Consider the following 23,709-nt stretch of genomic DNA (forward strand, 5'->3'; position numbering starts at 1 on the left):
AGTGCTCCTTGATCAGTGCCCGGCCAGGTCAAAGGTTTCGCCTGTACCCCGGGGGAGGCTGATGGTGGTCAGCAGGCAAGTCAACAATGCGCTGGCCAACAGCAACGTTGCCCAAGCCACCGGTCCGTAGGTCAGCGCCAAGGCCGAGAGCGGTGTCGCGCTGGCACAGATCGACAGCTGGAAGGCGCCCAGCAGTGCGGCGGTGGAGCCCAGGGCACGTTGTTGCGAGGACATCACCAGCGACATCAGCGTGGACTCGGCGATGCCCAGGCCAAACAGGGCCACGGCCATACCCGCCACTATACCGGGGAGGCCCAGGTGGGTAACGCTGGAAACCAGGGCGATGGCTGAGCCGGCGGCGAGGCACGACACGCCGATCAACGAGAGGCGGCGCAAACCAAGCCGGCTGACCAGCTTACCGGCGCTCATCGCCCCCATCAGGATGGCCACGCCGGTGACGCCGAACAGCATGCCAAACGCTTGTGGACTGAGGCCGTAGGTTTGTTGGTACACCAGGGTTGCGCCACCGATGTAGGCAAACAGAAAGAAGAACACCGCCGTCACGGCGAGGGTCGGGCGCAGGAAGTGCCGGTCCCTGGCGATCGCCAGGTAAGTCCGGTACACCGCGCCCAGGCGCAGCGGTTCCCTTTGGCTGGGGGCCAGGGTTTCCGGCAGCGACAGCCAACTGTTGCCGAGTACCGCCAGGCCAAAAGCGGCGAGGACCAGCATCACCGCACGCCAGCCGTAGTGGGTATCGATAACCCCGCCCAGTGCCGGGGCGAAGATTGGCGCAACCCCTTCGATGGTCATCAACAATGCGAAGAGCTTGGTTGCGGCCACGCCTTCGCTGACGTCCCGCACCATACTCATGATCACCACCAGGGTCAGAGCGCTGCCCAGGCCCTGTATGAAGCGCAGGGCGATCAAGGCCTCAAGGCTCGGTGCCCACGCCGCGCCGAGTGAACACAGGGTAAACACCACAAGGCCGGCCAGCAGGGGCCGGCGGCGGCCATAGGCGTCGACGATGGGCCCGAAGATCAACTGGCCGGCGCCCATGGCCAGGAGGAAGAACGTCAGGGTCAACTGCACGCTGGCGAAGCTGCTCTGGTACTCGCGGGCAATCTCGGGAAGGCTCGACAAGTACATATCGACAGCCGACGGGCCGAGGGCGCCGATCAGTCCCAGGCCAATAGCCAGCCGCAGGGAGGCCCTGTGGGTGGGGAGCGAATTCATACAGCCTCCAACTTAAAAAACTGCCTACCGGTCGGTAGGTTTTGGCGATAGTAACGACTACCCTTTGAATGGTCAACGTGGAGTAAACGCCATGGTGCCCGGGGGTATCAGCTTCGTCACACTCCAACTGGAAGTGCTGAATGAGAGTTGTTATCAATTGTATTTCTTTACCATCAGGATTCGATTAGACTGCCGCCGGCTGGGCACACACAGCGTTCTGGGCATCAGAAAAACAAAAAAACAGGCGTAGGGGAGCAGGGTGTGAATTTCAAAAAAACGACAATGGCGGCGGTGGGTTCGGCTATCTGCCTGTGCAACGGTGCGTGGGCCGCAGAACCTGCGAGCGCTCTGGAGATTGCGCCGATCACCGTCACCGGTGAAAAAATCAACCGTACCCTGGAGCAGACCCAGTCAAGCGTGGTGGTGGTGACTGAGCAACAACTGCGTGACAAGCAGGACCGTGACCTGGTGGATGTATTGGCCCGCACGCCAGGGGTGTACAACCAGTCCGGCAATGAAAACTGGGGGATTCGCGGCGTGCCGGTGTCCGGTTTCGACGACCAGGGCCCGGCCACGCTCAACGGTGCGGTGTCGGTATTCGTCGATGGCGCCGTGCAACCGAACCGCGCCCTGACCCTCAGCCCGATGCCGCTGTGGGACGTCGACCAGGTCGAAGTGTTCCTCGGCCCGCAATCCACCACCCAGGGCCGTAACTCTCTGGCCGGCGCGGTGGTGATCCAGACCCGCAACCCCACCTTCGAGCCGAGTTTTGCAGCGCGCACCAACATGGGCAACTACGGCGAGCGCGGTGCGGCGGTGGCCGGTGGCGGCGCGCTGGTTGCTGACAAGATCGCCGGGCGTATTGCCGTGGATTACCAGGAAGGCGACGGCTATATCGACAACGTCGCCCTGCATGACGACGCCAACCCGACCCGCACCGGCAATGCCCGGGGCAAGCTGCTGATCCTGCCCAACGACGATCTGGATGTGCTGCTGACCTACGCCCATGGCGAAAGCCGTAAGGGTGACAACTCGGCCATGCGCCAGAACGACAAGATCCGTTATTACAAGATGACATCCAACACCAAGGCCTATGACAAGCTTGAGCAGGACACCCTCAGCGCCAAGGTGGACTATCGCCTGGACGACAACTGGTCGCTGACCAGCCTGACCGCCAATACCCGCTCGGACTACGACGCGCGCCTGGATTTCGACCAGTCCGCCGACGCCAACCAGGTGGTGCTGCGCACCCAGGACGGCGACCTGTTCAGCCAGGAACTGCGCCTGAACTACAGCGGCGACACGGTGAAGAGTTTTGTCGGCGCCTACTACGGCCACAACACCAACAACTTCCATGACCGCCTGTTGTTCGACAACGTCCTGTTCGGCACTGCCAAGGGCGAGACGACCCTTGAAAGCAAGGCCGTATTCGGTGAAATCAACTGGACATTCGCCCCGCGCTGGACCCTGATCACCGGCCTGCGCTATGACCACGAAACCAACGATACCGACATCAAGCAGGACGATTTCTCCAGCCCCGGCAAGGTCAGCAAGTCGTTTGATGCACTCCTGCCGAAACTGGGCCTGGACTTCGAGTTGGCCGCCAACCAATACCTGGGGGTGATGGTGCAGAAGGGCTATCGCGGTGGCGGCGTCAACGTGCGTGCCGGTGGCGGCCATGAGGGCTACGACCCGGAATACACCACCAACTACGAGCTGTCCTACCGTGGCTCGTTCTTCGACAAGACCCTGCGCACCCGCGCCAACCTGTACTACACCGACTGGAAGGACCAGCAGGTCAGCGTGCTGGAGCGCAACACCGACTTTGTCCAGGTATTCAACGCCGGCAGCAGCGATATCAAGGGCCTGGAAGTGTTTGTCGAGAAAGACCTGGGCGAACAGTTGACCCTGACGGCTGGGGGCTCGATCACCGCAGGCAAGTACAAGGACTTCGTGACCGGTGACGGCCGCGATATGAGCGGCGAGGCATTTCTTTATTCGCCCAAGTACAAACTGTCCCTGGGCGGCCTCTACCGCTGGAATGATCGCCTGACCCTGAACACCGACCTGGTGTATCAGAGCACCGCGCCGTCGGAGTATGAGTTCGATACGGCAGGCAAGGTCACGGGTGAGCGCCGGAGCGACAACTACTGGTTGGTCAACTTCAACACCGAGTACAAGGTCACCCGGAACGTCGCGGTTTCCGGCTTTGTGAAAAACGCCTTTGACAAGGCATACATCACCAACAACCGCAGCGGCGATATTGTCGATGTGGGCGCGCCGCGCACGGTGGGTTTGGTGTTGCGCTACGACATGTAGGGCAACGGCAAACAATGCAGATTGAATGTGGGAGCCAGCTCCCACACGTGCACTACGGCGTTTTCAGCTCGTGTAAGAGCCACCCAACACGGAATTTTCGATTTCCATTTAGGAGCTTTCCTAAATGCGCCGGTAGGAGAAGTCGTGAGAATGGGGGCACTTTCATTTCATCTGTGATTTTTCATGTCCTTTCTGCCGATTCGTGTTCTGGTCGTCGAAGAGCATCCTTTCAAGCAACTCGTTGCCACCCAGGTCTTCAAGGACTCGGGGTGTGAATGGGTGATGGGCGTGGCCGACGTGGCCGCTGCCCTGGCAGTGCTTGAGCGCACAGGGCCGGTGGATATTGTGCTCTGCCCCCTCAAGGAGCATGGGGTGCAAGGGCTGACGAACCTTGAAGTGCTCAGCCGCACCCGGCGGGTCAAGTCCATCATCCTGTGCAGCGCTCGGTCCCAAGACCTGCATGAGGCCATCGAACGTCTGATCGGCCTGCTGGGGAGCAGCCTCCTGGGCTATGTCGATACCCCGGTGCGGGCCGGGGCGATTGCAGCGCTGTTGACCCGCTACCTGGAAACAACGGTCGCGGCGGGGCACCCCGTGTCTCGGCAGGTTCGCTATGGTCACGCGAGCAAGGCTTGCCTGGAGCGGGCCATTGCACAGCATGAAATCAAGGCATTCTTCCAACCCAAGTTCAACTTAATGACCGGTGAAGCGAGCAGTCTTGAAGTACTGGCGCGCTGGGAACACCCGCAGTATGGGGTGTTGTGCCCGGCGGATTTCATGGCGCAGGCCCGCCGCTTCGGTCTGATGGATAAACTGCTGTTTGCCCAGCTCGAACAGGCACTTGCGTTCCTCAAGGCGGCGCGGGAGCAGGGGCATGAGTTGTCGCTGGCGCTCAACCTGGAGGCCGGGCAATTGGCCCATGAGTCTCTGCTTCCGCGTTTGTGTGAGGCCCTGGAGCGCTACGCTATCCCAGCGTCGCGCCTGAGCTTTGAAATCACTGAAAGTGGATTGCTGGAGATCTCGCCCGGCGTGCTCGACACCTTGATTCGCCTGCGGATGATGGGCGTCGGCCTGGCCATCGATGACTTTGGCATCGGCTACTCGTCGTTGGAGCGCCTGTGCCAACTGCCCTTTACCGAAATCAAGCTCGATGCCCGTTTTGCCCGCGACCTGAAAACCAGCACCCGCAACCGTGCGGCGATCAGCAGCACCCTGGCATTGGGGGAGGCGTTGGGGATGGCGGTCGTGGTCGAGGGCGTCGAGTACGAGAGCCAGCGCCAGCGCTTGCTCAAGCTGGGTTGCAAGCTGGGCCAGGGCTATCTGTGCGCGCGCCCCATGGGGGCCGTACGTGCGCTCGCGTGGCTGGAAATGAAGTCGGCGTCGCGCAGCACGCGCTGATGGCGGATGGGGAGACGCGCCAGCGCCGCCGGTTCTGGGGTTGGCTAGACTGAAACGGTCAATCGCCTTTTTGGAGCATCCAGATGACCCACAAAAACACCATCTGCCTCTGGTTCGACGGCGCTGCGTTGGAGGCTGCCAGGTTCTACGCCGCGACCTTCCCGCACAGCTCGGTAGAGGCCATACACACAGCACCGGGTGACTATCCGGCGGGCAAGCAGGGCGATGTCCTGACCGTGGAGTTCACCGTCATGGGCATCCCGTGCCTGGGCCTCAATGGCGGGCCGGGTATCCAGCACAACCAGGCATTTTCATTTCAGGTCGCCACGGATGACCAGGCCGAGACGGATCGCTTGTGGCAGGCCATTGTCGGCAATGACGGCGAGGAGGTTGCCTGTGGCTGGTGCCGGGACAAGTGGGGCCTCTCCTGGCAAATCACCCCGCGCCTGCTCACGGCGGCGATCACCGACCCCGATCCTGCGGCAGCCAAGCGCGCGTTCGAGGCGATGATGGGCATGGTGAAAATCGACATTGCGGCGATTGAGGCGGCGCTCAAGGGGTAACCAAACCCTGGTATAACGTCTGCCCTCAACACAGGGCAATACCAAGCAGCGCCGGCCAGTGCAGCGCTATTGCGTGCCTAACAGCGCCGTCCAGTAGATTCCCGCGTCGCTTTTTGGGTCCAGCCCATAGGCGGCACCCAATTCGCGGAACTGCGGGTTCATCAGGTTGGCGCAATGCCCGGGGCTGGCGAGCCAGCCATCGACCACTTTGCGCGGTGTATCCAGGCCGGCGGCAATATTTTCGCCGACCTGTTGGGCCACATAACCCGCCAGTTCCGCGCGGTCGCCCGGGGTGCGGCCGTCGCGGTCCAGGTGGTCGAAGAAATTATGGTTGGCCATGTTGCGTGCATGGCTGTCGGCGGCGCTCGCCAACTGGGCGTTCCAGGCCAGCGGGGTGGTGGCCGCGAAGGCTTGCTCGCCACACTGGCGCGGTTGTTTGCGGGCGGCGTTGACCATCTCCAGCAACTGCGGGCCGGCCTCCTGGGAACTGGCCAGGCCACGGCTCAACAGCGGGCGGGCGAGGACAATGCGCCAGTCCTGGCCAGTGTTGCTGACGCCGATATCGACAAATTGCGGGTCCAGCACCACCCGGCAGAAGCTCTCGCGCACCGCCTTCATTGCCGATTGCGCGTCGCGCGGCCCGGACAGGCTGATCGCCTGTACATTGACCATCGGGTAGGCCACCTGGGCCAGGGCCTGCTGCAAATCGCCGACATTATTGACCGGCAACACCAGGCGCGGATCGACCGCCAGCGGCGGCAATTCCTGGGAGCCCTGGTCGCCACAGCGCTGCACCTGGCTGCGGTACTGGTTGATCGAGTCGATCAATTGACTCTCTTCGCTCGCCGACGCCGTGGCGCAAAACACCAGGCTGGCGGCCAGCGTCGTGACACCTATCATCAATGACAGAGCGCGCATGGACGTTTCCCTTGAGCATGAAAGTGCCCATGATGCGCGATGAAGGGGCGCGGATGCACCCCTTGGGCAATATTTTGCCCTCAGTTCTTGAATGCCGAGTGCTTGCGGCCCTGGTCACACAGGGCAAACACCACCACCAGCACCGACGCGATGGCGAGGATGATCACCACGCCGTCCGTCGAGTGAGTGGTCGAAGCGGCCACCATCGACAAGGCCCCCAGCGGCGCCAAACCGCCGGCGATGGCGGTACCGATTTCCCGCCCGGTGCCGAAGCCCGAAGAGCGGGTCTGGGTCGGGAACTGCCGGCTGAGGAACGAGCCCTGGGGCGCGAACATCATCGGCGCGAGGATCCCGGTGCCGATCCCGATGGCCAGGTAGATCATCAGGCTTTCGCCGGTGTTCAGCAGCGCCAGGAACGGGTAGGCGAACAGCAGCGACAACACACCGCCGAGCACCAGCACCGACTTGCTGCTCCACTTGTCACACAGCCAGCCGAAGCATGGCACGGCGACAATCGCCACCAGGCTGGCGATGGTCACCGACAGCGAGGTGACGTGCACGTCGACCCCCTTGAACTGGGTCAGGTAGGCCAGGGAAAAGGTCTTGAAGATATAGCTCAGGGCGTTGTAGCCAATCGCCACGAAGAACACCACCGCCAGGCCCTTGAGGTCGTTCTTGAACAGGGCCTTGAGCGGCGAGACCTTGGCCTTGGCCGGCGCCTGGCTCAGTTCCTTGAACTCCGGGGTTTCCGGGATGCTGTTGCGCACCCACAGGCCCACACCCACCAGGGCGATGCTGCAGATAAACGGGATGCGCCAGCCGCCGGCCAGCAGGAACTCATTGCCATTGATGGTCAGCAGGTACACGGTCAGCGATGACAGCAGCAGGCCCAGGTTCAAGCCCAGCGCCGGCCAGGCACCCTGGCTGCCGCGCTTGCCTTCTGACGCATGCTCGTAGGACGTGACTGCCGCGCCCGACAACTCGGCGCCGGCACCCAGGCCCTGGATGATACGGATAAACACCAGAATGATCGGCGCCCAGATACCAATCGAGGCATAGCTGGGGATCAGGCCGATCAGCGTGGTGCACACGCCCATCATGCAGAACGTCAGCACCAGCACATGTTTACGGCCGAACTTGTCGCCCAGGTAGCCGAACAGGATGCCGCCGAAAGGGCGGGCGATAAAACCGATGGCGAAGGTGGAGAAGGCCATCAGGGTCGCGGTTTTCGGGTCACTGTTATCAAAGAAGATCTTGGAAAAGACAATCGCCGCCATGGTTGCGTAGAGGTAGAAGTCATACCACTCCAGCATCGAACCGAAGATGGTGGCGGCAGCCACCTTGCGCAGGCGTTTCTTGGTTTGGGCCGGGGTTTCCACCGTGGCGGGGTTGTGGGCTTTTGCCGTCATGCTGTACTTCCTTCTCAGTCATTATATTTATTAGGGGGTTGCAAACGCGGTCAACTGTGGGAGCTGTCGAGCCTTGGCGAGGCTGCGATAGCGGTGGGCCAGGCAATACATGTGTTGCCTGTGCCGCCGTCATCGCAGCCTCGCGGGGCGAGACAGCTCCTACAGGGGGATTTAGTGGGGGGTGAACATGCGGTCGGCGATCATTTCGCCAATCGGAATCGCCGAGGTGGCCGCCGGTGACGGCGCGTTGCACACATGCAACATGCGTGGCGTCTGGGCGAACAGGAAGTCGTGCACCAGGCTGCCGTCGCGCATCACCGCCTGGGCGCGGATCCCGGCTTCGTAGGGCAGCAGGTCGTCGAGTTCCAGGGACGGGCAATACTTGCGGCATTGCTCCAGGTAACCGGACTTGAACAATGAGTTCTTCATTTCCACGCTGCCGGAGCCGAGGTTCTGCCAGAGGGTTTTCCAGAACCCGGGGAAGCGCGCGTACTCGGCCACATCCTTCCAGTTGACGGAAAACTTCTTGTAGTTCTCCCGACCCAGGCCCAGCACGGCATTGGGGCCGACGGTGACGCTGCCATCGATCATGCGGGTCAGGTGCACCCCCAGAAACGGTAGTTCTGGATCGGGGATCGGGTAGATCAAGTGGTTGACGATGTTGTTCTTCGACGCGGGCAAGCGGAAATACTCGCCCCGGAACGGGATGATCTGGTGGTCGATATCGATCCCGGCCAGGGTTGCCAGGCGGTCCGATTGCAGGCCGGCGCACACCACCAGGTGCCGCGCCTGCCAGGCGCCGTCGTGGGTGCTGACGGTGACTTTGTCGCTGTCTTCGGCAATCGCAGTCACGGTTTTTTCCAGGCAGATCTCACCGCCATTGCGGCGAATCACCCCGGCCATGGTTTCGCAGACCTGGCGGTAGTCGACGATCCCGGTGGCATCGAGGAACAACCCGCCAAGGCCGACGATATTCGGCTCGCGGGCCCGCAACTGCTCGGCGTCCAGGCGTTCGACCTTCATCCCGTTGAGTTGCGAGCGCGCATACAGCGCCTCCATGCGCTGCACTTCCAGGGCGGTGGAGGCCACCAGCAATTTGCCGCACACCTCGAACTTGATCCCATGCTCGCGGCAAAACTGCTTGGTGGCCTCGGCGCCGCGCTTGCACAGGTCGGCCTTGAGGCTGCCCGGCGCGTAGTAGATGCCGGCATGGATCACGCCGCTGTTATGACCGGTCTGGTGCCTGGCCAGGACCGGTTCCTTTTCCAGGATCACCAGGGACGCGTTGGGCTGGCGTTTGAGCAGCTCCATCGCGGTGGCCAGGCCGACAATGCCGCCGCCGATGATGCAAAAGTCATAAATCATATGGGCTACCTAAATCAGTACATTTCAGTCTGCTTATCAGGTTGTCAGACTAATGTTTTTGTTAAAAAAACGGCGCGCCCGCAGGCACGCTTTATAGGTGTTCGATGGATCAATGGGTTGCCGGCAGCTCCAGTTGCAAGCGTTTGGCGGCAGCGCGCAAATGCGCTTCGGCGGCAGCGGCGGCGCCTTGGGGGTCGGCGTCGACGATGGCCTGGTACAGCGCCTGGTGTTCCTGGGTGGCGTCGGCCGAACCGCTGGCAAAGCGCGAGGCGGAGTTTTCCCAGGCCGTCTTGCGGGCGCTGGCCAATTGGCTACGCAAAAAGTCGTGGAAGGCAACGAAGTATTCGTTTTTGCTGGCGTCGGCGATGGCCCGGTGAAACGCCACGTCGGCCAGCGCTGCAGCTTCAAAGTCGGCGCGCTTGTCGTGCATTTCCTGCAAGGCGCGTTTCATGCGTTGCAGGTCGTCAGCGTCGCGGCGTTGGGCGGCAATGGAGGCCGCCTGGGTTTCGATCCACAGGCGCACTTCAAACATTTGTGCCAGGTCAGGGCGCCGGCCATTCTTTTCGGGGAAGCGGAACACCGTACCGGCCGGGGTCTGCGAAATAAACGAGCCCAGGCCACGCCGGGCGGTCAACACACCATCGGCCTTGAGCTGGGCAATCGCCTCGCGCACCACCGAACGGCTGACGTTCAACTGTTCCGCCAGTTGCTGCTCGGTCGGCAGGCGCGACTCAGGCGGCAGTTGCCCGGAGTCAATCTCGGCCCGTATGGCGCTGACAACACGCACCACGAGGGAATCTGGACGCTGGAGCTCAAGCATGGCAAAACCTAGGTGATCAGGTTGTCAGACAATAGCTGTTACGATTTTCCCTTGTCAAGGCGCCGTGATGGCTTGCTGTGCTTTTACTCGGCGCGTGACGGCCAGCAGCAAGGCCAGGACGATAAGGCCCAGCGCCGCGCCCAGGGCCCATGCGCCGATGATCAAGCCCAGGTTGCGTGGCTGTTTACGCGAGGTGTGTGGCGCATAACAGGTACAATCCCGCCAGCCTTGATGTGAAAGACCAGGAAACAGGAATTCGATGTTCACCCTTACCCATTACGCCAGCCCATGCCCCGAGCCCGTCAACAGCCAGATCCTGCAGATGGTGGTCGACTACCTGACCGATATCAGTAGTGTCGCCATCCCGCCGAGCAACCTGCTGTACAACGTCTACCAGTATGCAATCGGCTACGAAGTGCACCTGTACCTGGAGGCGGTGGGCGGGGCCAAGGGCATTGCGGTTGAGCTGATCGTGGCGATGGATAAGCAGGATCCAGCCAAGGTTATCGGCTTCCTGCTGTACCTGCCGGTCAAGGATGATCCCGAAGCCTGCGGTGTGGCCTATATGGCCGTGCAGGCCAGCCACCGCCGCCAGGGCGTGGCGCGGGCGATGATCGATGAGATGCTTAGCCGTTACCCCCATGGCGAACTGGCCTGCGCGGTGGAAAAAGTCCCGGCGTTCGAGGCCATGGGTTTTCAGGTGCGCGGCGTGCGGGGCACCCAGGTGTTGATGAACACCCGCGACTACAGCACCGATGGCCTGATGGGCGTGTTGGAGGTGGCGTCGATCTACAGCTCCCTGGAAGTGCGGCAGATCCACACCTATTTGCTACACAAACACGGCAAGCGCGCGATGATCGATGCCGAGAAACAGCGCGACCGGCATTTTGACCAATTGACGCGCAAGGCCCAGTTGTTTGTGCAAACCCGCTCCGCCCTGTAGGAGACGGCAAGCGGTAATGTCGTTCAGTTAAGCGCAGATCCCCTGTGGGAGCGGGCTTGCCCGCGATGGCGTCATGTCAGTCGGTATATCTGTCGACTGACACTCCGCTATCGCGGGCAAGCCCTAATGCCAGTCAGTTAAGCGGATTCTGCTTTCTGTAGGAGCGAGCTTGCTCGCGAAGGACGTCAACGATAACGCGTGTTTGCTAGGTAAACGCGGCGCTCTCAAGTTCTTCGCGAGCAAGCTCGCTCCTACAAAAAGGCTTAACTGACTGGCATTAGGGCAAGCCCGCTCCCACATTTGATCTGCGCTGCTTTGAGCATTGCGTTCGCTTAACTGAATGGCATTACAGGGCTGGGCTGTCGCGGAAAAGGTCATGGGCATCCAGCAACCGATAAGCAATCTCCGGTCGCTTCTCCATCCCTCTGCGAATCGCCGCCGGAATCGACTGCCGCGTCTTGCGACACAGCCCCGGCAGCTCGTCGATCACAATCTGGATCCCACGCATGCTTTTGACTTCGGTATGGCCCGGGGCGATGTGCACGCGGATGCCCAGTTGTTGCTGCATCAGGTGTTGCATGCGTTCCAGGTCGGCCAGGCTTTGCAGGTTTTCCAGGCGCTCGAGCAGCTTTTTTTCTTCCTGGCGGGTCAGTTGCAGGATGCGCTGGTCGGCGTCGGGAGCCGCGAGCAATTGTTCGCGCTCGCAGTCACACACAGCCGGTGGGCAGGGTTGGCGAATTGTCATGATCACTCCCTCCCCACGCTGATGCTGACGGCTTAGTAGGTCAGTTGCACGCCCAGGCTGCCCAGGGCGTTCCAGTACTCAGGATAGGTCTTGCCCACGCAGTCCGGGTCTTGAATCTGGATGCCCGAGACTTTCAGGCCCGCCAGGGCAAAGCACATGGCGATGCGGTGGTCGGCGTGGGTGTCGATCCGTGCGGTGCACGCCGTGCCGGCCAACGCCGGATCGCTGGCGACCAGCAAGTCGTCACCGATGATGGTCGCCAGGCCCGGGCGGATCTCGTTGAGGCCGTCATGCAGGGCCTGGACGCGGTCGCATTCCTTGACCCGCAGATTGGCCAGTTCAGTGAAACGCACCGGGGTGTTGTTGAACGCCGCCAGCACGGCCAGGGTCGGGATGGCGTCCTGCATCTGCGAGCCAATTACCGTGGCCGGCATCTGCGGGAACTGGGCGATCACGGCCTGGGCCTTGGCGTCGGGTTGGGTGAAGTCCTGCGGGGCGACACCCAGGTCGATGCTGCCGCCCGTGAGTACTTCGGCCGCCCACAAGTAGGTGGCCGCCGAGGCGTCGGGTTCGATCAGGTAGTCGTGGGCGGTGTAGCCGGTGGGCGCCACACGCCAGGTGCTGTCGTTGACCACCTCCACCTGGGCGCCAAACGCACGCATGCAGTCCAGGGTCAGATCGACATAGCCACGGGCGCCGATGTCCTTGCCGGTCAGGGCCACCTCGATCGGGGCCTCGCCGCAGGCGGCGAGCATCAGCAGCGCCGAGACGTATTGGCTGGACAGGCCGCCATCGATCTCAAAGCGCTTGGCCTGCACACGGCCAGTGCCCTGCACGGTCACAGGCGGGCAGCCGGTGGGGCTTTCAACCTTGATGCCATTGTGGTTCAGCGTCGCCAACAGCGGGCCGATGGGGCGCTTTTGCATGTACTCGTCGCCATCGAGCACCACGGTGCCTTCCACGGTCGCCACGGCGGCGGTGAGAAAGCGCATCGCGGTGCCGGCATTGCCGAGGAACAACGGTTGCGCCGGCAACTGCAGCTTGCCATGGCCGGTGACGACAAAAGTCACGTCATCCGGCTCGTCAATGGTCACGCCCATCTGGCGCAAGGCCACGGACATATGCCGGGTATCGTCGCTTTTCAGCGCGCCGCTCAGGCGGCTGGTGCCCTTGGCCAGGGCCGCCAGCAGCAGGGCGCGGTTGGTAATGGATTTGGAGCCGGGAGGCGCTACCTTGCCGTGCAATGGAAAGTTGGGCGGTGTCACGGTCACGGTTTTCTGCGAACTCAAGGTACAAGGCTCCTGATTCAAGGCGCGGTGGCTGGGAGTGGCCGGCTGGCGGAGACGAATAATCGACCATCCGGCAGGGCAGGGTCAAATCATGCCGCGGGTTTAACCGCGTTGGCTCAACCAATAGGCATGCAAGGCCCTGGCGGCCGGCTCGATGCGCGCCACCTGCTGTTGATGGGCCGCCACATCCAGGTCTGCCGGCAATTCAAAATTGTCCTGCTCGGCGCACCAGGAGATGGCTTCCAACTGCGCGGCCTGCTCGGCCGGCAGGGTGGGCCATTCGCTGATCGCGGCGCCACGGATATAGCCAAAGCACCATTCCTCGGCGAGGGTCAGCGGCAGGCCCTGGTGTTCGGTGTGTTCAAAGCGCGCCTCAAAACCCTGGGCATCGCTGGCCAACTGCTGGGCAAGGCTATTGAGATGGCGCGTGCACAGGTCGATAAACTGCCCGAGTTCTTCCTTGCTTTCCCATGCCGGCATCTGCCCACCCCAGATCGCGGGGAACCAGATAGCCACGTCCACCGGTGCCGGGCCGGACACCAGGGCAGTGCAATAGCCATCGAGTTCGGCCAGGTTCAACACCGAGTTATCATCGCCGTACTTGAGCAGAATGTCTTCGATAAACTCGAAATCGGCGGGGGCGAGGGCTTGGTCGTGCATGAACAGATCCTTTGGGCGCAAAACGCGGAGGATGGCGCGTGTCGGCGTTTTAATCCAGTGCCAGAAGGGCTGGATGCAGAAAAAGGAATAAAGTCAGATCTTATTGGTATAAGTCGTTATAAGAAAAATCGCTATGCTGCCGCCAGAATTTTATAAGGCCGCAGGTAGTTGTAATGGATGTGGGTAATTTTGGTTTTGTGGTGGCGGGCCTGATCGTTGGTTTTATCGTCGGCATGACCGGCGTGGGCGGGGGCTCGCTGATGACCCCGATTCTGTTGTGGTTCGGCATCAACCCGGCCACGGCCGTGGGCACCGACCTGCTGTACGCGGCCATCACCAAATCCGGTGGGGTGCTGGTGCATGGCAAGAACAAGAACATCGACTGGACCATCACCGGCTGGCTGACCCTGGGCAGCGTGCCGGCGGTGCTGCTGACGCTGTGGTTCCTCAAGAATCTGCACACCGATCCCAGCGCGATGAACGAGGTGATCAAGCAAGCCCTGGGCGTGGTGTTGTTGCTGACGGCCCTGGCGATTCTGTTCAAGAAGCGATTGCTGGCCTTTGCCCAGCGCCATGCCGGCGACAACTACCATGTGAGCCCGCGCAGCCTCAACGGGTTGACGGTGTTCACCGGTGCGATCCTGGGCACCATGGTTGCCCTGACCTCCATTGGTGCCGGGGCCCTGGGCACCGTGGCGCTGTTTATCCTGTACCCGTTCCTGGCCACCAAGCGCCTGGTGGGCACCGAAATTGCCCACGCGGTCCCCCTGACCCTGGTCGCGGGCCTGGGGCACGCGAGCATGGGCAATATGGACTGGCATTTGCTGGGGTTCTTGCTGATGGGCTCGCTGCCAGGCATCTATGTCGGCAGCCATATGTCCGGCCGGGTGCCGGATGAACTGCTGCGCCCGTGCCTGGCGGTGATGCTGGGGTTGATTGGTTTCAAGCTGGCGTTCTGAGCCAGCCTGGTACGCATCACGCCCTGCGTTTATCCAACCACTCCACCGCCGTACGCCAGATACAAATCCCCAGGAAATACGCCGACATCAACAACCACAAGCCCATGGTCAGTTTGTTGGTGTACGGCTGGTCGATCACCAGCAACAGACTGCACAGCAGCCACACCGTGGTCACTGCAATATTGATCGGCATAAAGCGCTTGACCCGGAACGGGTGCAGGAACTTCATCGGCGTGACGGTCAGCAGCGCCAGGCCGATCACCGTGGCCAGGGTCACCCAGGCGTTCGGGTCGATAATGTAGACACACAGCGCCACCACGTTCCAGGCCGCCGGGAAGCCCTGGAAGTAGTTGTCCTTGCTCTTCATATTGACGTTGCAGAAGCAGAACAGCGACGACACCAGGATCACCGACACGGTGAACAGGTGGGTGAAGTCCGGCAGGTCGATATAGCGGTAGATAAACAGCGCCGGGATAAACACATACGTCAGGTAATCGATCACCAGGTCCAGCACCGAGCCATCGAAGCTCGGCAGCACCGTCTGCACATTGACCCGCCGCGCCAGCGACCCGTCCACGCCATCCACGATCAACGCCAGGCCCAGCCACAGCAGGCACGCCTTGGGTTGGTTCTCCAGCAGCGCCAGCGTCGCCAGGAAGGCCAGCACCACGCCGGTGGCGGTAAAGCCGTGGGCGCCCCAGGCTTTGAGTCTGGCTACATGCAGGGTCGATATCACAGGGGCGTTCTCCAAAAGGTGAAACGGGGCAGCCGACGACGGTTGGGCGTCGAATCTGGCCAAGGGATGCAGGTATCGACCGGGAAGGGGGGGATAAGGTTCACCACCAAGGCCTTGGATTCAGCGTAGCAAGCACTGGCGGATTCGGCATCAGCCCTGACGGAACACCAGGGCCTTCAAGCCGCTTTGTGCATCGATATCGGGAAATTCCGGCGGGTTTGCCAGGCGCTGCTCAAACCGCAGCCCCGGGGCTTCGCGGGTGACGCCTTCGATCAGGAAGTCTTCGCCCAACGCCGGGTCGTTCATGCAGGCCAGCACCGTGCCTTGGGGTGTCAGCAGGTCCGGCAGGCGCCGCAGCACGCGCTGGTAGTCCTTGGTCAGCAGGAAGCTGCCTTTCTGGAAGGACGGCGGATCGATGATCACCAGGTCATAAGGCCCGTTGCCGGTGACCTTGGCCCAAGACTTGAACAAGTCATGCCCCAGAAAACTCACCTTGCCCAGGTCATGGCCATTGAGCCGGTGATTGTCGCGGCCCCGGCTCAGGGCGCCACGGGCCATATCCAGGTTGACCACATGCTCGGCCCCGCCCTCGATGGCGGCCACGGAAAACCCGCAGGTGTAGGCAAACAGGTTCAATACCCGCAGGCCATGGGCGTGCTCGCGCACCCAGTTGCGCCCGTAGCGCATATCCAGGAACAGCCCGCTGTTCTGCTTTTTGCCCAGGTCGATGCGATAACGCAGGCCGCCTTCGGTGATGGTCAGTTCCTCGACCATTTCCCCCCACAGCCATTCGGTGGTGCTTTGCGGCAGGTAGCGATGTTGCAGGGCCAGGGTGTGGGCGCCGGCCTGTTGCCATTCGCGGCTTTCGCAGAGTTCGCGCAACTGGTGTTGCAAGGCTTGCAACTGCGCAGGCTCCGGCTCCTTGAACACCGAGACCAGCACCACGCCTTGCAGCCAATCCACGGTCAACTGCTCCAGCCCCGGCCAACAACGACCCCGGCCGTGGAACAGGCGACGGGTTTCCACGGGCACATCACGCAGGGCGGTCAGCAAGTGGGTGTGGAGCAGGGCGAGGGCGTCTGGGGTCATCGGGTGGCGTCGATCATTAAACGGGCGGCATTTTAAACACAATTGCGTTGACACAGGTGACGCAAGCACAACGTGCTTTTAATCAGGGGTGTTTAAGTGTTTTGTGCTGCAAATTGCCCTTTTACCTACCCAGAACAGTCAAAAAATCCTTATGGGCAGACATAAACTGGAAAAAAACAGCTCACAGGTGCCCCATGAACGGTTTCGTCAAGACAGTCCAGCAAACAGCCATTGACCCGCAGGAACTCACCGAGTGGCGCGACGCCCTGGATTCCCTGGTGCGCCATGCCGGCCCTGAGCGCGCGCGGCAGATCCTCGATATGCTGGCCGACGCCGGCAATACCCCGGCCATCGGCTGGAAACCGCGCCATGGCACGCCGTATATCAACAGCATCAGTGTGGCCCAGCAGCCGCACTTTCCCGGTGACCTGGCCACCGAAGAGCGCCTGGCTTCGCTGGTGCGCTGGAATGCCCTGGCCATGGTGGTGCGCGCCAACCAGGCCTATGGCGAATTGGGCGGTCATATCGCCAGCTACGCCAGCGCGGCGGACCTGTTCGAGGTGGGTTTCAACCATTTTTTTCGGGCACGCCACAACAACATGGGCGGCGACCTGGTGTTCTACCAGCCGCATTCCGCGCCCGGTATCTATGCGCGGGCCTTTCTTGAAGGGCGCTTGAGCGAGCAGGACCTGGCCCACTATCGCCAGGAGCTGGGCGCCGTCAAGGCCGGCGCCCGTGGCCTGTCGAGCTATCCGCACCCGTGGTTGATGCCGGACTTCTGGCAGTTCCCCACCGGCTCCATGGGCATTGGCCCGATCAGCTCGATTTTCCAGGCGCGGTTTATGCGCTACCTGCACCATCGCGGCTTGCAGGACACCACCGACCGCCACGTCTGGGGCGTGTTCGGCGACGGCGAAATGGACGAGCCGGAAAGCATGTCGGCCCTGACCCTGGCCGCCCGCGAAGGCTTGGACAACCTGACCTGGGTGGTCAACTGCAACCTGCAACGCCTCGATGGCCCGGTGCGTGGCAATGGGCGGATCATCGACGAGTTGGAGGCGCTGTTTGCCGGTGCCGGCTGGAACGTGATCAAGCTGGTCTGGGGGTCGGACTGGGATGCCTTGCTGGCCAAGGATGAGGACGGTGCGTTGGTGCGCACCTTGTCCCAGACCGTGGATGGGCAGTTCCAGACCTTTGCCGCCAAGGACGGTGCCTATAACCGCGAACACTTCTTCGGCCAGAGCGAGTCCCTGGCCAAGCTGGTGGCTGGCTTGAGCGACGAGCAGATCGACCGTCTCAAGCGCGGCGGCCACGACATGCTGAAAATCCATGCGGCCTATCATGCGGCGCGGCGGGTCAAGGGGCGCCCTACGGTGATCCTGGCCCAGACCAAGAAGGGCTTTGGCATGGGCGAGGCCGGGCAGGGCAAGATGACCACCCACCAGCAGAAAAAACTCGACCGCGAGGCGCTGATCGCCTTTCGCAACCGCTTCCAATTGCCCCTGAGCGATGAGCAGACCGAATCCCTGAGCTTCTACAAACCCGCCGCCGACAGTGCCGAAATGCGCTACCTGCACCAGCGCCGCGCCGCCTTGGGCGGTTATGTACCCAGCCGCAGCCAGAGCGCCGAACCGGTGCCTGTGCCGCCGGTGAGTGGCTACGGCGGTTTCGCGACCCAGGCCCAAGGCAAGGAAATGTCCACCACCATGGCCTTTGTGCGCATGCTCAGCAATTTGCTCAAGGACAAGGCCCTGGGCCCGCGTATCGTGCCGATTGTCGCCGACGAGGCACGCACCTTCGGCATGGCCAACCTGTTCAAGCAGATCGGCATTTATTCCAGCGTCGGCCAGCGCTACGAGCCGGAGGACATTGGCTCGATTCTCAGCTACCGCGAAGCCACCGACGGGCAGATCCTCGAAGAGGGCATCAGCGAAGCCAGCGCCATCAGCTCCTGGGTCGCGGCGGCCACCAGTTACTCGGTGCATGGCTTGCGCATGTTGCCGTTCTACATCTACTACTCGATGTTCGGCTTTCAGCGGGTGGGCGACCTGATCTGGGCCGCTGCCGACCAGCGCGCCCGGGGCTTCTTGCTCGGCGCCACGGCAGGGCGTACCACCCTGGGTGGCGAGGGCCTGCAGCACCAGGACGGCAGCAGCCACCTGATGGCCGCGACCGTGCCCAACTGCCGCGCCTACGACCCGGCGTTTGCCGGCGAATTTGCAGTGATTCTCGACCACGGCATGCGCCAGATGCTTGAGCACGATGTGGACGAGTTCTACTACGTGACCCTGATGAACGAAAACTACCCGCAACCGAGCCTGCCCGAGGGCGTCGAGGCGGCGATCATCAAGGGCCTGTACCGCCTTGATGGCAGTGCCGGCGCCAAGGTGCGCCTGCTCGGTTCCGGCACCCTGGTGCGCGAGGCCCAGGCCGCCGCGCAGTTGCTGGCAGACGACTGGCAGATCGACAGCGAGGTGTTCAGCGTGACCAGCTTCAGCGAACTGGCCCGCGAGGCGCGGGAGGTGGAGCGCTGGAACCGCCTGCATCCCCTGCAAAACCCACGGCGCAGCCACCTGGCGAGCTGCCTGCCCGAGGGCGCGCCGGTGGTGGCCGTGTCGGACTATGTGCGGGCTGTGCCGCAGATGATCGGTTCATACCTGGGGTCGAACTACACCGTGCTCGGCACCGATGGCTTCGGGCGCAGCGACACCCGGGCGGCGCTGCGTGATTTCTTCGAGGTGGACCGCCACCATATCGTGCTGGCCGCGTTGGCCGCCCTGGTGGAACAGGGCAGCCTGGAGGCGCAGGTGTGTCAGCAGGCGATTGAACGGTACGGCCTGCACACCGAGCGCGCGGCGTCCTGGACCCACTGACACCTCAAGGTCAATGAGGACCAAGTGTGGGAGCGGGCTTGCCCGCGATGGCGGTGGGTCAGTCACCTATGCATCAACTGACACTACGCCTTCGCGGGCAAGCCCGCTCCCACACAAGCCCGCTCCCACAGGGGGTTGTGGTGTGCTTTAGAGAGTGGCTATCAACTGGGGCCCAAACGCCTCACGCAAAAAATCCGGCGCGATATAGCGCTGGTAATGCGCCTCCGATAGCAGGAAAAACTCCCGATCAATCGCGTCACGCAAGTCCGCCAAGTGCCGCTCGCGAAACTCCGGCAGCAACGCCAAGCCATACGCATCCAGCCTGGAAATCACCCGCGCGCCCCGGGCAATCAACTGATAGGCCCAGCAATAAGGCGACTGGTGCGGCATAAACCGGATCTTGCGCGTGTCCAGTTGCTGGCGCAGGCGCGCCGGGTCAAACACCTCCAGCTTGCTGGCCATGACCTGCACCAGCAACTGTTCGAGGCGCAGCCAGACCGCTTGTTTTTCCTCGGCGCTGTAGCCATTCCACTGGATGACTTCATGGTGATAGCGCTTGCAACCACGGCACACCAGGTCGCCATACACGGTGGAACACAGGCCGACGCAGGGCGTCTTGATGGTTTGATTGGGCATAAAAACCGCGTCTTTCCTAATCCACGACAAAAGGGTTCACTGGCGCTCCAGCGCACTGAACTGCTGGTTCAAGTATTGATACAACTGGGTGACGGCCCGGGACATCTGCCCGCGATGGGGGCAGGCGAAACTCAAGGGGTACACATCCCCGGGAATCTCCGGCAACAACACCACCAGGCGTTGTGCCTGCACCTGGGCATACACATCCAGCCAGCACTTGTAGGCGATGCCTTCTCCGGCAACCGCCCAGCGCCGCACCACATCGGCGTCGTCACTGAACAACGGGCCGGTGACCTGCACGGTGTGTGCGCCCAGTTCCCAGCGGTCATGCAGGCGGCCGTTTTGCAGGTACAACAGGCAGGGGTGGCGGGTCAGGTCGTCGACGGACGCGGGGGCACCGTGGCGCGCCACATAGTCCGGCGACGCCACCAGCACCCGGCGGTTCCAGGGCGCCAGGGGCAGGGCGATATAGTTGGCGTCCGCGTTCCAGCCGTAACGCAGGGCGACGTCCACCGGGTCGCGGAACAGGTTGGTGACCTGGTCCGACACCAGAAAACGCAAGGTCAATTCAGGGTGTTGGCGGCGGAACTCGGTGAGCATCGGCAATAGGAGATTGCGCCCCAGGTCCGACGGCGCGGCGATCTGTAACGTGCCCCGCAGCGGCGCGTTATCGCCGCGCAAGCGTTCCTGCCCTAGCGCCAATTGCTCAAGCACGCCACGGGCGGTGGGCAGGTACTGCTCGCCCTCGGCGCTCAGGCGCAGGCTGCGGGTGGTGCGGGTAAACAGGCGCACCTGCAGTTCCCGCTCCAGGCGCTTGATCGCCGCCGCCACCTGGCCGGGCAACAGGTTGGCCTCCACCGCTGCGGCGGTAAAACTGCCCAGGGCGGCGCTGCGCAGGAACAGCCCGAGATCATCGATGCGGATCATTTTCACTCCAGCAATGAAAGTGTTGCTGCATTTTGTCGATTTTTCTGCGCCCTGGGAACGGTAATGATGCAAGCCATCGAGGGCCATCGCCCCTCATCACCTGTGAGTTCCCATGAAAGCTATCTCCTTTACCCAACATGGCCTGCCCATCGACGACCCGCGCTCGCTGATCGATGTGACTATCGAAGCCCCCCAACCCGGCCCCCGGGACTTGCTGGTGGAGGTGCAGGCCGTGGCGGTCAACCCGGTCGACACCAAGGTGCGCTCCGGCACCTTCGCCAAGGAGCCGAAAATCCTCGGCTGGGACGCGGCGGGCATCGTGCGCCAGGTGGGCCCTGACGTGACCCTGTTCAAGCCGGGCGACGCGGTGTACTACGCCGGCTCCCTGATCCGCTCTGGCAGCTACAGCGAATTCCAGGTGGTCGATGAGCGCATCGTTGGCCACCGGCCGCGCACACTGGATGCGGCCCACGCTGCGGCCTTGCCGCTGACGTCGATCACCGCCTGGGAGTTGCTGTTCGACCGCCTGGGTGTACCTGAAGGCGCAGGCGCGGGCGATGTGCTGTTGGTGGTCGGTGCCGGCGGCGGCGTGGGTTCGATCCTGGTGCAACTGGCCCGGCAACTCACCCAGATGACTGTGATCGGCACCGCCTCGCGCCCGGAGACTGTCGAGTGGGTGCAGCGCATGGGCGCCCATCATGTGATCGACCACCGCCGGCCCATGCTGACCCAGCTCCAGGCATTGGGGATCGAGGCGGTCAGCCATGTCGCCAGCCTGACCCATACCCAGCAGTACCTGGCGCAACTGGTCGAAGTGCTGCGCCCCCAAGGGCGGCTGGGGTTGATCGACGACCCGGCCAGCCTGGATGTCATGCCACTCAAGCTCAAATCCTTGTCCCTGCACTGGGAACTGATGTTCACCCGCTCGCTGTTTGAGACGGCGGATATGATCCAGCAACACCATCTGCTCAACCGGGTGGCCCACCTGATCGACCAGGGTGTGTTGCACACCACTCTTGGCGCACATTTTGGCGCGATCAACGCGGCCAATATGCGCAGCGCCCATGCCCTGGTGGAAAGCGGCAAGGCGCGGGGCAAGATTGTGCTGGAGGATTTTCAATGAACACCCTGATCAAAGCCCTGGGCTTATCGCTGTGTGTGATGCTCGCTGCATGCGCCAGCCAACCTACCAATGGAGTCGCCAACATGAGCAAACCCTTGATATCCATCGCCGTACTCAAGGCCAAGCCGGGCCAGGAACAAGCGCTCAAGGCCGGCCTGCTGGGGTTGGTCGAGCCGACCCGCACCGAGCCTGGCAACCTGGATTACGTGTTGTTCGAGCTGCGTGATGAGCCAGGCACGTTCTATATGCGTGAAGCGTTCAAGGACCAGGCGGCCCTCGATGCGCATTTTGCGATGCCGTACTTCCAACGCTTTGCCGCCACGGCGGATGACTTGCTCCAGGAGCCCCTGAAGTTGATCTTTCTGGAGCAAGTTTCCCACTGACGCCATGCATCGCAACCGCCTGTAGGCGCGAGTTTGTCGCGCCTACAGGCGGTGTGGGCCGGTCAGTCCCAGCTCAACGCCCCACCGGTCTGATACTCGATCACCCGGGTCTCAAAGAAGTTCTTCTCTTTCTTCAAGTCCATGATCTCGCTCATCCACGGGAACGGGTTGGTGGTGCCTGGGTACTCTTCCTTCAAGCCGATCTGCGACAGGCGACGGTTGGCGATGAACTTGAGGTAATCCTCCATCATCGCCGCGTTCATGCCCAGTACGCCGCGCGGCATGGTGTCGCGGGCGTATTCGATCTCCAGCTGGGTCCCTTGCAGGATCATCTGGGTCGCTTCTTCCTTCATCTCGGCATCCCACAGGTGTGGGTTTTCGATTTTGATCTGGTTGATCACGTCGATGCCGAAGTTCAGGTGCATCGACTCATCGCGCAGGATGTACTGGAACTGCTCGGCCACGCCGGTCATTTTGTTGCGACGGCCCATGGACAGGATCTGGGTGAAGCCGCAATAGAAGAAGATGCCTTCCAGGACGCAGTAGTAGGCGACCAGGTTGCGCAGCAGTTCCTTGTCGGTGTCGACGGTGCCGGTCTCGAACTTCGGGTCGGAGATCGAGCGCGTATATTTCAGGCCCCAGGCGGCCTTTTTGGCGACCGATGGGATCTCGTGGTACATGTTGAAGATCTCGCCTTCATCCATGGCCAGCGATTCGATGCAGTACTGATAGGCGTGGGTATGGATCGCCTCTTCAAAGGCCTGGCGCAGGATGTACTGGCGGCACTCCGGGTTGGTGATCAGGCGGTACACGGCCAGGACCAGGTTGTTGGCGACCAGGGAATCGGCAGTGGAGAAGAAACCCAGGTTACGCATGACGATGCGACGTTCGTCGTCGGTCAGGCCTTCGGGGTTTTTCCACAGGGCGATGTCGGCGGTCATGTTGACCTCTTGCGGCATCCAGTGGTTGGCGCAGCCGTCGAGGTATTTCTGCCAGGCCCAGTCGTATTTGAAGGGGACGAGTTGGTTGAGGTCGGCGCGGCAGTTGATCATGCGCTTTTCGTCAACGGCGACACGGGCGGCGGCGCCTTCGAGTTCGGCCAGGCCTTCGGCGATGTCGAGTTTGTCCAGGGCGGCCTTGGCGCGCACGATGGCGGCGGAGTCATTGGCGGTGACTGCGCGGGCTTCGAGGGCAGCAGCGGCGCCGGCACCGTCGAGGCGGTCCATGTTGGCTTCGGTGGCGTGGCCGGCGTTGGCGCCACGGATCACGGCTGCACCGGTGTCTTCGTTGTCGGCTTCATCCCAACTCAGCATGAAATACT

At 62.2% G+C, this 23,709-nt stretch carries 23 protein-coding genes; 9 read left to right on the forward strand and 14 right to left on the reverse strand.

Features of this window, described 5'->3' with window-relative positions; genetic code table 11:
* Positions 1-12 precede the first annotated feature (12 nt).
* On the reverse strand, positions 13-1,233 hold the full coding sequence (locus tag AC07W7_RS04245; protein WP_495038802.1) for a multidrug effflux MFS transporter: 1,221 nt from the start codon (positions 1,231-1,233) through the stop codon (positions 13-15).
* 261 nt (positions 1,234-1,494) lie between these two features.
* Here AC07W7_RS04245 and AC07W7_RS04250 point away from each other — a divergent pair, with 261 nt between their 5' ends.
* From AC07W7_RS04250 to AC07W7_RS04260, 3 genes are all read left to right on the forward strand, one after another.
* Positions 1,495-3,552 carry a TonB-dependent receptor gene (locus AC07W7_RS04250; RefSeq protein ID WP_099170378.1) on the forward strand — a complete coding sequence of 686 codons (2,058 nt, stop codon included), beginning with the start codon at positions 1,495-1,497 and terminating at the stop codon, positions 3,550-3,552.
* A gap of 183 nt (positions 3,553-3,735) precedes the next feature.
* Positions 3,736-4,950: an EAL domain-containing response regulator gene (locus AC07W7_RS04255; protein WP_495038803.1), complete on the forward strand. Its 1,215-nt coding sequence runs from the start codon at positions 3,736-3,738 to the stop codon at positions 4,948-4,950.
* Between the two features lie 83 nt (positions 4,951-5,033).
* On the forward strand, positions 5,034-5,513 hold the full coding sequence (locus tag AC07W7_RS04260) for a VOC family protein (protein ID WP_076964680.1): 480 nt from the start codon (positions 5,034-5,036) through the stop codon (positions 5,511-5,513).
* Positions 5,514-5,579: 66 nt separating this feature from the next.
* Here the strand turns inward: AC07W7_RS04260 and AC07W7_RS04265 are convergent, their stop codons facing one another.
* The 5 genes from AC07W7_RS04265 to AC07W7_RS04285 all read right to left on the reverse strand — a co-directional run bounded on the left by AC07W7_RS04265 (position 5,580) and on the right by AC07W7_RS04285 (position 10,292).
* The gene (locus AC07W7_RS04265; protein WP_076964681.1) at positions 5,580-6,431 is read right to left on the reverse strand and encodes a CAP domain-containing protein; all 852 of its coding nucleotides are present in this window, start codon (positions 6,429-6,431) and stop codon (positions 5,580-5,582) included.
* 80 nt (positions 6,432-6,511) lie between these two features.
* The gene (locus AC07W7_RS04270; RefSeq protein WP_076964682.1) at positions 6,512-7,840 is read right to left on the reverse strand and encodes an MFS transporter; all 1,329 of its coding nucleotides are present in this window, start codon (positions 7,838-7,840) and stop codon (positions 6,512-6,514) included.
* Between the two features lie 171 nt (positions 7,841-8,011).
* The gene (gene lhgO / locus AC07W7_RS04275) at positions 8,012-9,205 is read right to left on the reverse strand and encodes an L-2-hydroxyglutarate oxidase (RefSeq protein ID WP_495038804.1); all 1,194 of its coding nucleotides are present in this window, start codon (positions 9,203-9,205) and stop codon (positions 8,012-8,014) included.
* A 109-nt stretch (positions 9,206-9,314) separates the two neighbouring features.
* Positions 9,315-10,025, reverse strand: a complete 711-nt coding sequence (locus tag AC07W7_RS04280; RefSeq protein WP_495038805.1) for a FadR/GntR family transcriptional regulator — start codon at positions 10,023-10,025, stop codon at positions 9,315-9,317.
* 54 nt (positions 10,026-10,079) lie between these two features.
* Positions 10,080-10,292, reverse strand: coding sequence for a hypothetical protein (locus AC07W7_RS04285; RefSeq protein ID WP_495038806.1), 213 nt, complete (start codon positions 10,290-10,292; stop codon positions 10,080-10,082).
* Here AC07W7_RS04285 and AC07W7_RS04290 point away from each other — a divergent pair.
* On the forward strand, positions 10,285-10,968 hold the full coding sequence (locus AC07W7_RS04290) for a GNAT family N-acetyltransferase (RefSeq protein ID WP_495038807.1): 684 nt from the start codon (positions 10,285-10,287) through the stop codon (positions 10,966-10,968). The genes AC07W7_RS04285 and AC07W7_RS04290 overlap by 8 nt on opposite strands.
* 346 nt (positions 10,969-11,314) lie before the next feature.
* Here the strand turns inward: AC07W7_RS04290 and AC07W7_RS04295 are convergent, their stop codons facing one another.
* The 3 genes from AC07W7_RS04295 to AC07W7_RS04305 form a co-directional block, all read right to left on the reverse strand.
* Complete coding sequence (locus AC07W7_RS04295) at positions 11,315-11,713, reverse strand: hypothetical protein (RefSeq protein ID WP_495038808.1); 399 nt, start codon at positions 11,711-11,713, stop codon at positions 11,315-11,317.
* A 32-nt stretch (positions 11,714-11,745) separates the two neighbouring features.
* Positions 11,746-13,002, reverse strand: coding sequence for a 3-phosphoshikimate 1-carboxyvinyltransferase (gene aroA / locus AC07W7_RS04300; RefSeq protein ID WP_076964690.1), 1,257 nt, complete (start codon positions 13,000-13,002; stop codon positions 11,746-11,748).
* A 102-nt stretch (positions 13,003-13,104) separates the two neighbouring features.
* Positions 13,105-13,662, reverse strand: a complete 558-nt coding sequence (locus AC07W7_RS04305; protein ID WP_495038809.1) for a UPF0149 family protein — start codon at positions 13,660-13,662, stop codon at positions 13,105-13,107.
* On the opposite strand from AC07W7_RS04305, the gene AC07W7_RS04310 reads away from it, so the two are divergent.
* Complete coding sequence (locus AC07W7_RS04310; RefSeq protein WP_169867282.1) at positions 13,657-13,818, forward strand: hypothetical protein; 162 nt, start codon at positions 13,657-13,659, stop codon at positions 13,816-13,818. The genes AC07W7_RS04305 and AC07W7_RS04310 overlap by 6 nt on opposite strands.
* Positions 13,819-13,835: 17 nt before the next feature.
* Positions 13,836-14,621, forward strand: coding sequence for a sulfite exporter TauE/SafE family protein (locus tag AC07W7_RS04315; RefSeq protein ID WP_076964692.1), 786 nt, complete (start codon positions 13,836-13,838; stop codon positions 14,619-14,621).
* Positions 14,622-14,637: 16 nt separating this feature from the next.
* Here AC07W7_RS04315 and pcsA read toward each other — a convergent pair whose 3' ends face one another.
* Entirely contained in the window at positions 14,638-15,357 is a 720-nt protein-coding gene (pcsA, locus tag AC07W7_RS04320; protein ID WP_076964693.1) for a phosphatidylcholine synthase, read from the reverse strand.
* Between the two features lie 150 nt (positions 15,358-15,507).
* The gene (locus tag AC07W7_RS04325) at positions 15,508-16,446 is read right to left on the reverse strand and encodes a class I SAM-dependent methyltransferase (protein ID WP_495038810.1); all 939 of its coding nucleotides are present in this window, start codon (positions 16,444-16,446) and stop codon (positions 15,508-15,510) included.
* 194 nt (positions 16,447-16,640) lie between these two features.
* Here AC07W7_RS04325 and mdeB point away from each other — a divergent pair, with 194 nt between their 5' ends.
* Complete coding sequence (mdeB, locus tag AC07W7_RS04330; protein WP_495038811.1) at positions 16,641-19,319, forward strand: alpha-ketoglutarate dehydrogenase; 2,679 nt, start codon at positions 16,641-16,643, stop codon at positions 19,317-19,319.
* 147 nt (positions 19,320-19,466) lie between these two features.
* On the opposite strand, the gene AC07W7_RS04335 is transcribed toward mdeB, so the two are convergent.
* Together AC07W7_RS04335 and AC07W7_RS04340 are read right to left on the reverse strand one after the other, a co-directional pair.
* Positions 19,467-19,955, reverse strand: a complete 489-nt coding sequence (locus AC07W7_RS04335) for a DUF1289 domain-containing protein (RefSeq protein WP_169867285.1) — start codon at positions 19,953-19,955, stop codon at positions 19,467-19,469.
* A gap of 36 nt (positions 19,956-19,991) precedes the next feature.
* Entirely contained in the window at positions 19,992-20,882 is an 891-nt protein-coding gene (locus AC07W7_RS04340) for a LysR family transcriptional regulator (protein WP_495038812.1), read from the reverse strand.
* 112 nt (positions 20,883-20,994) lie between these two features.
* On the opposite strand from AC07W7_RS04340, the gene AC07W7_RS04345 reads away from it, so the two are divergent.
* The gene (locus AC07W7_RS04345; RefSeq protein WP_495038813.1) at positions 20,995-22,005 is read left to right on the forward strand and encodes a zinc-binding alcohol dehydrogenase family protein; all 1,011 of its coding nucleotides are present in this window, start codon (positions 20,995-20,997) and stop codon (positions 22,003-22,005) included.
* 83 nt (positions 22,006-22,088) lie between these two features.
* Positions 22,089-22,388, forward strand: a complete 300-nt coding sequence (locus AC07W7_RS04350) for a putative quinol monooxygenase (protein ID WP_076965328.1) — start codon at positions 22,089-22,091, stop codon at positions 22,386-22,388.
* Positions 22,389-22,450: 62 nt separating this feature from the next.
* Here the strand turns inward: AC07W7_RS04350 and AC07W7_RS04355 are convergent, their stop codons facing one another.
* Entirely contained in the window at positions 22,451-23,701 is a 1,251-nt protein-coding gene (locus AC07W7_RS04355; protein WP_076965325.1) for a ribonucleotide-diphosphate reductase subunit beta, read from the reverse strand.
* Positions 23,702-23,709 lie beyond the last annotated feature (8 nt).

Source organism: Pseudomonas sp. GW821-FHT01D09, from assembly GCF_059422465.1.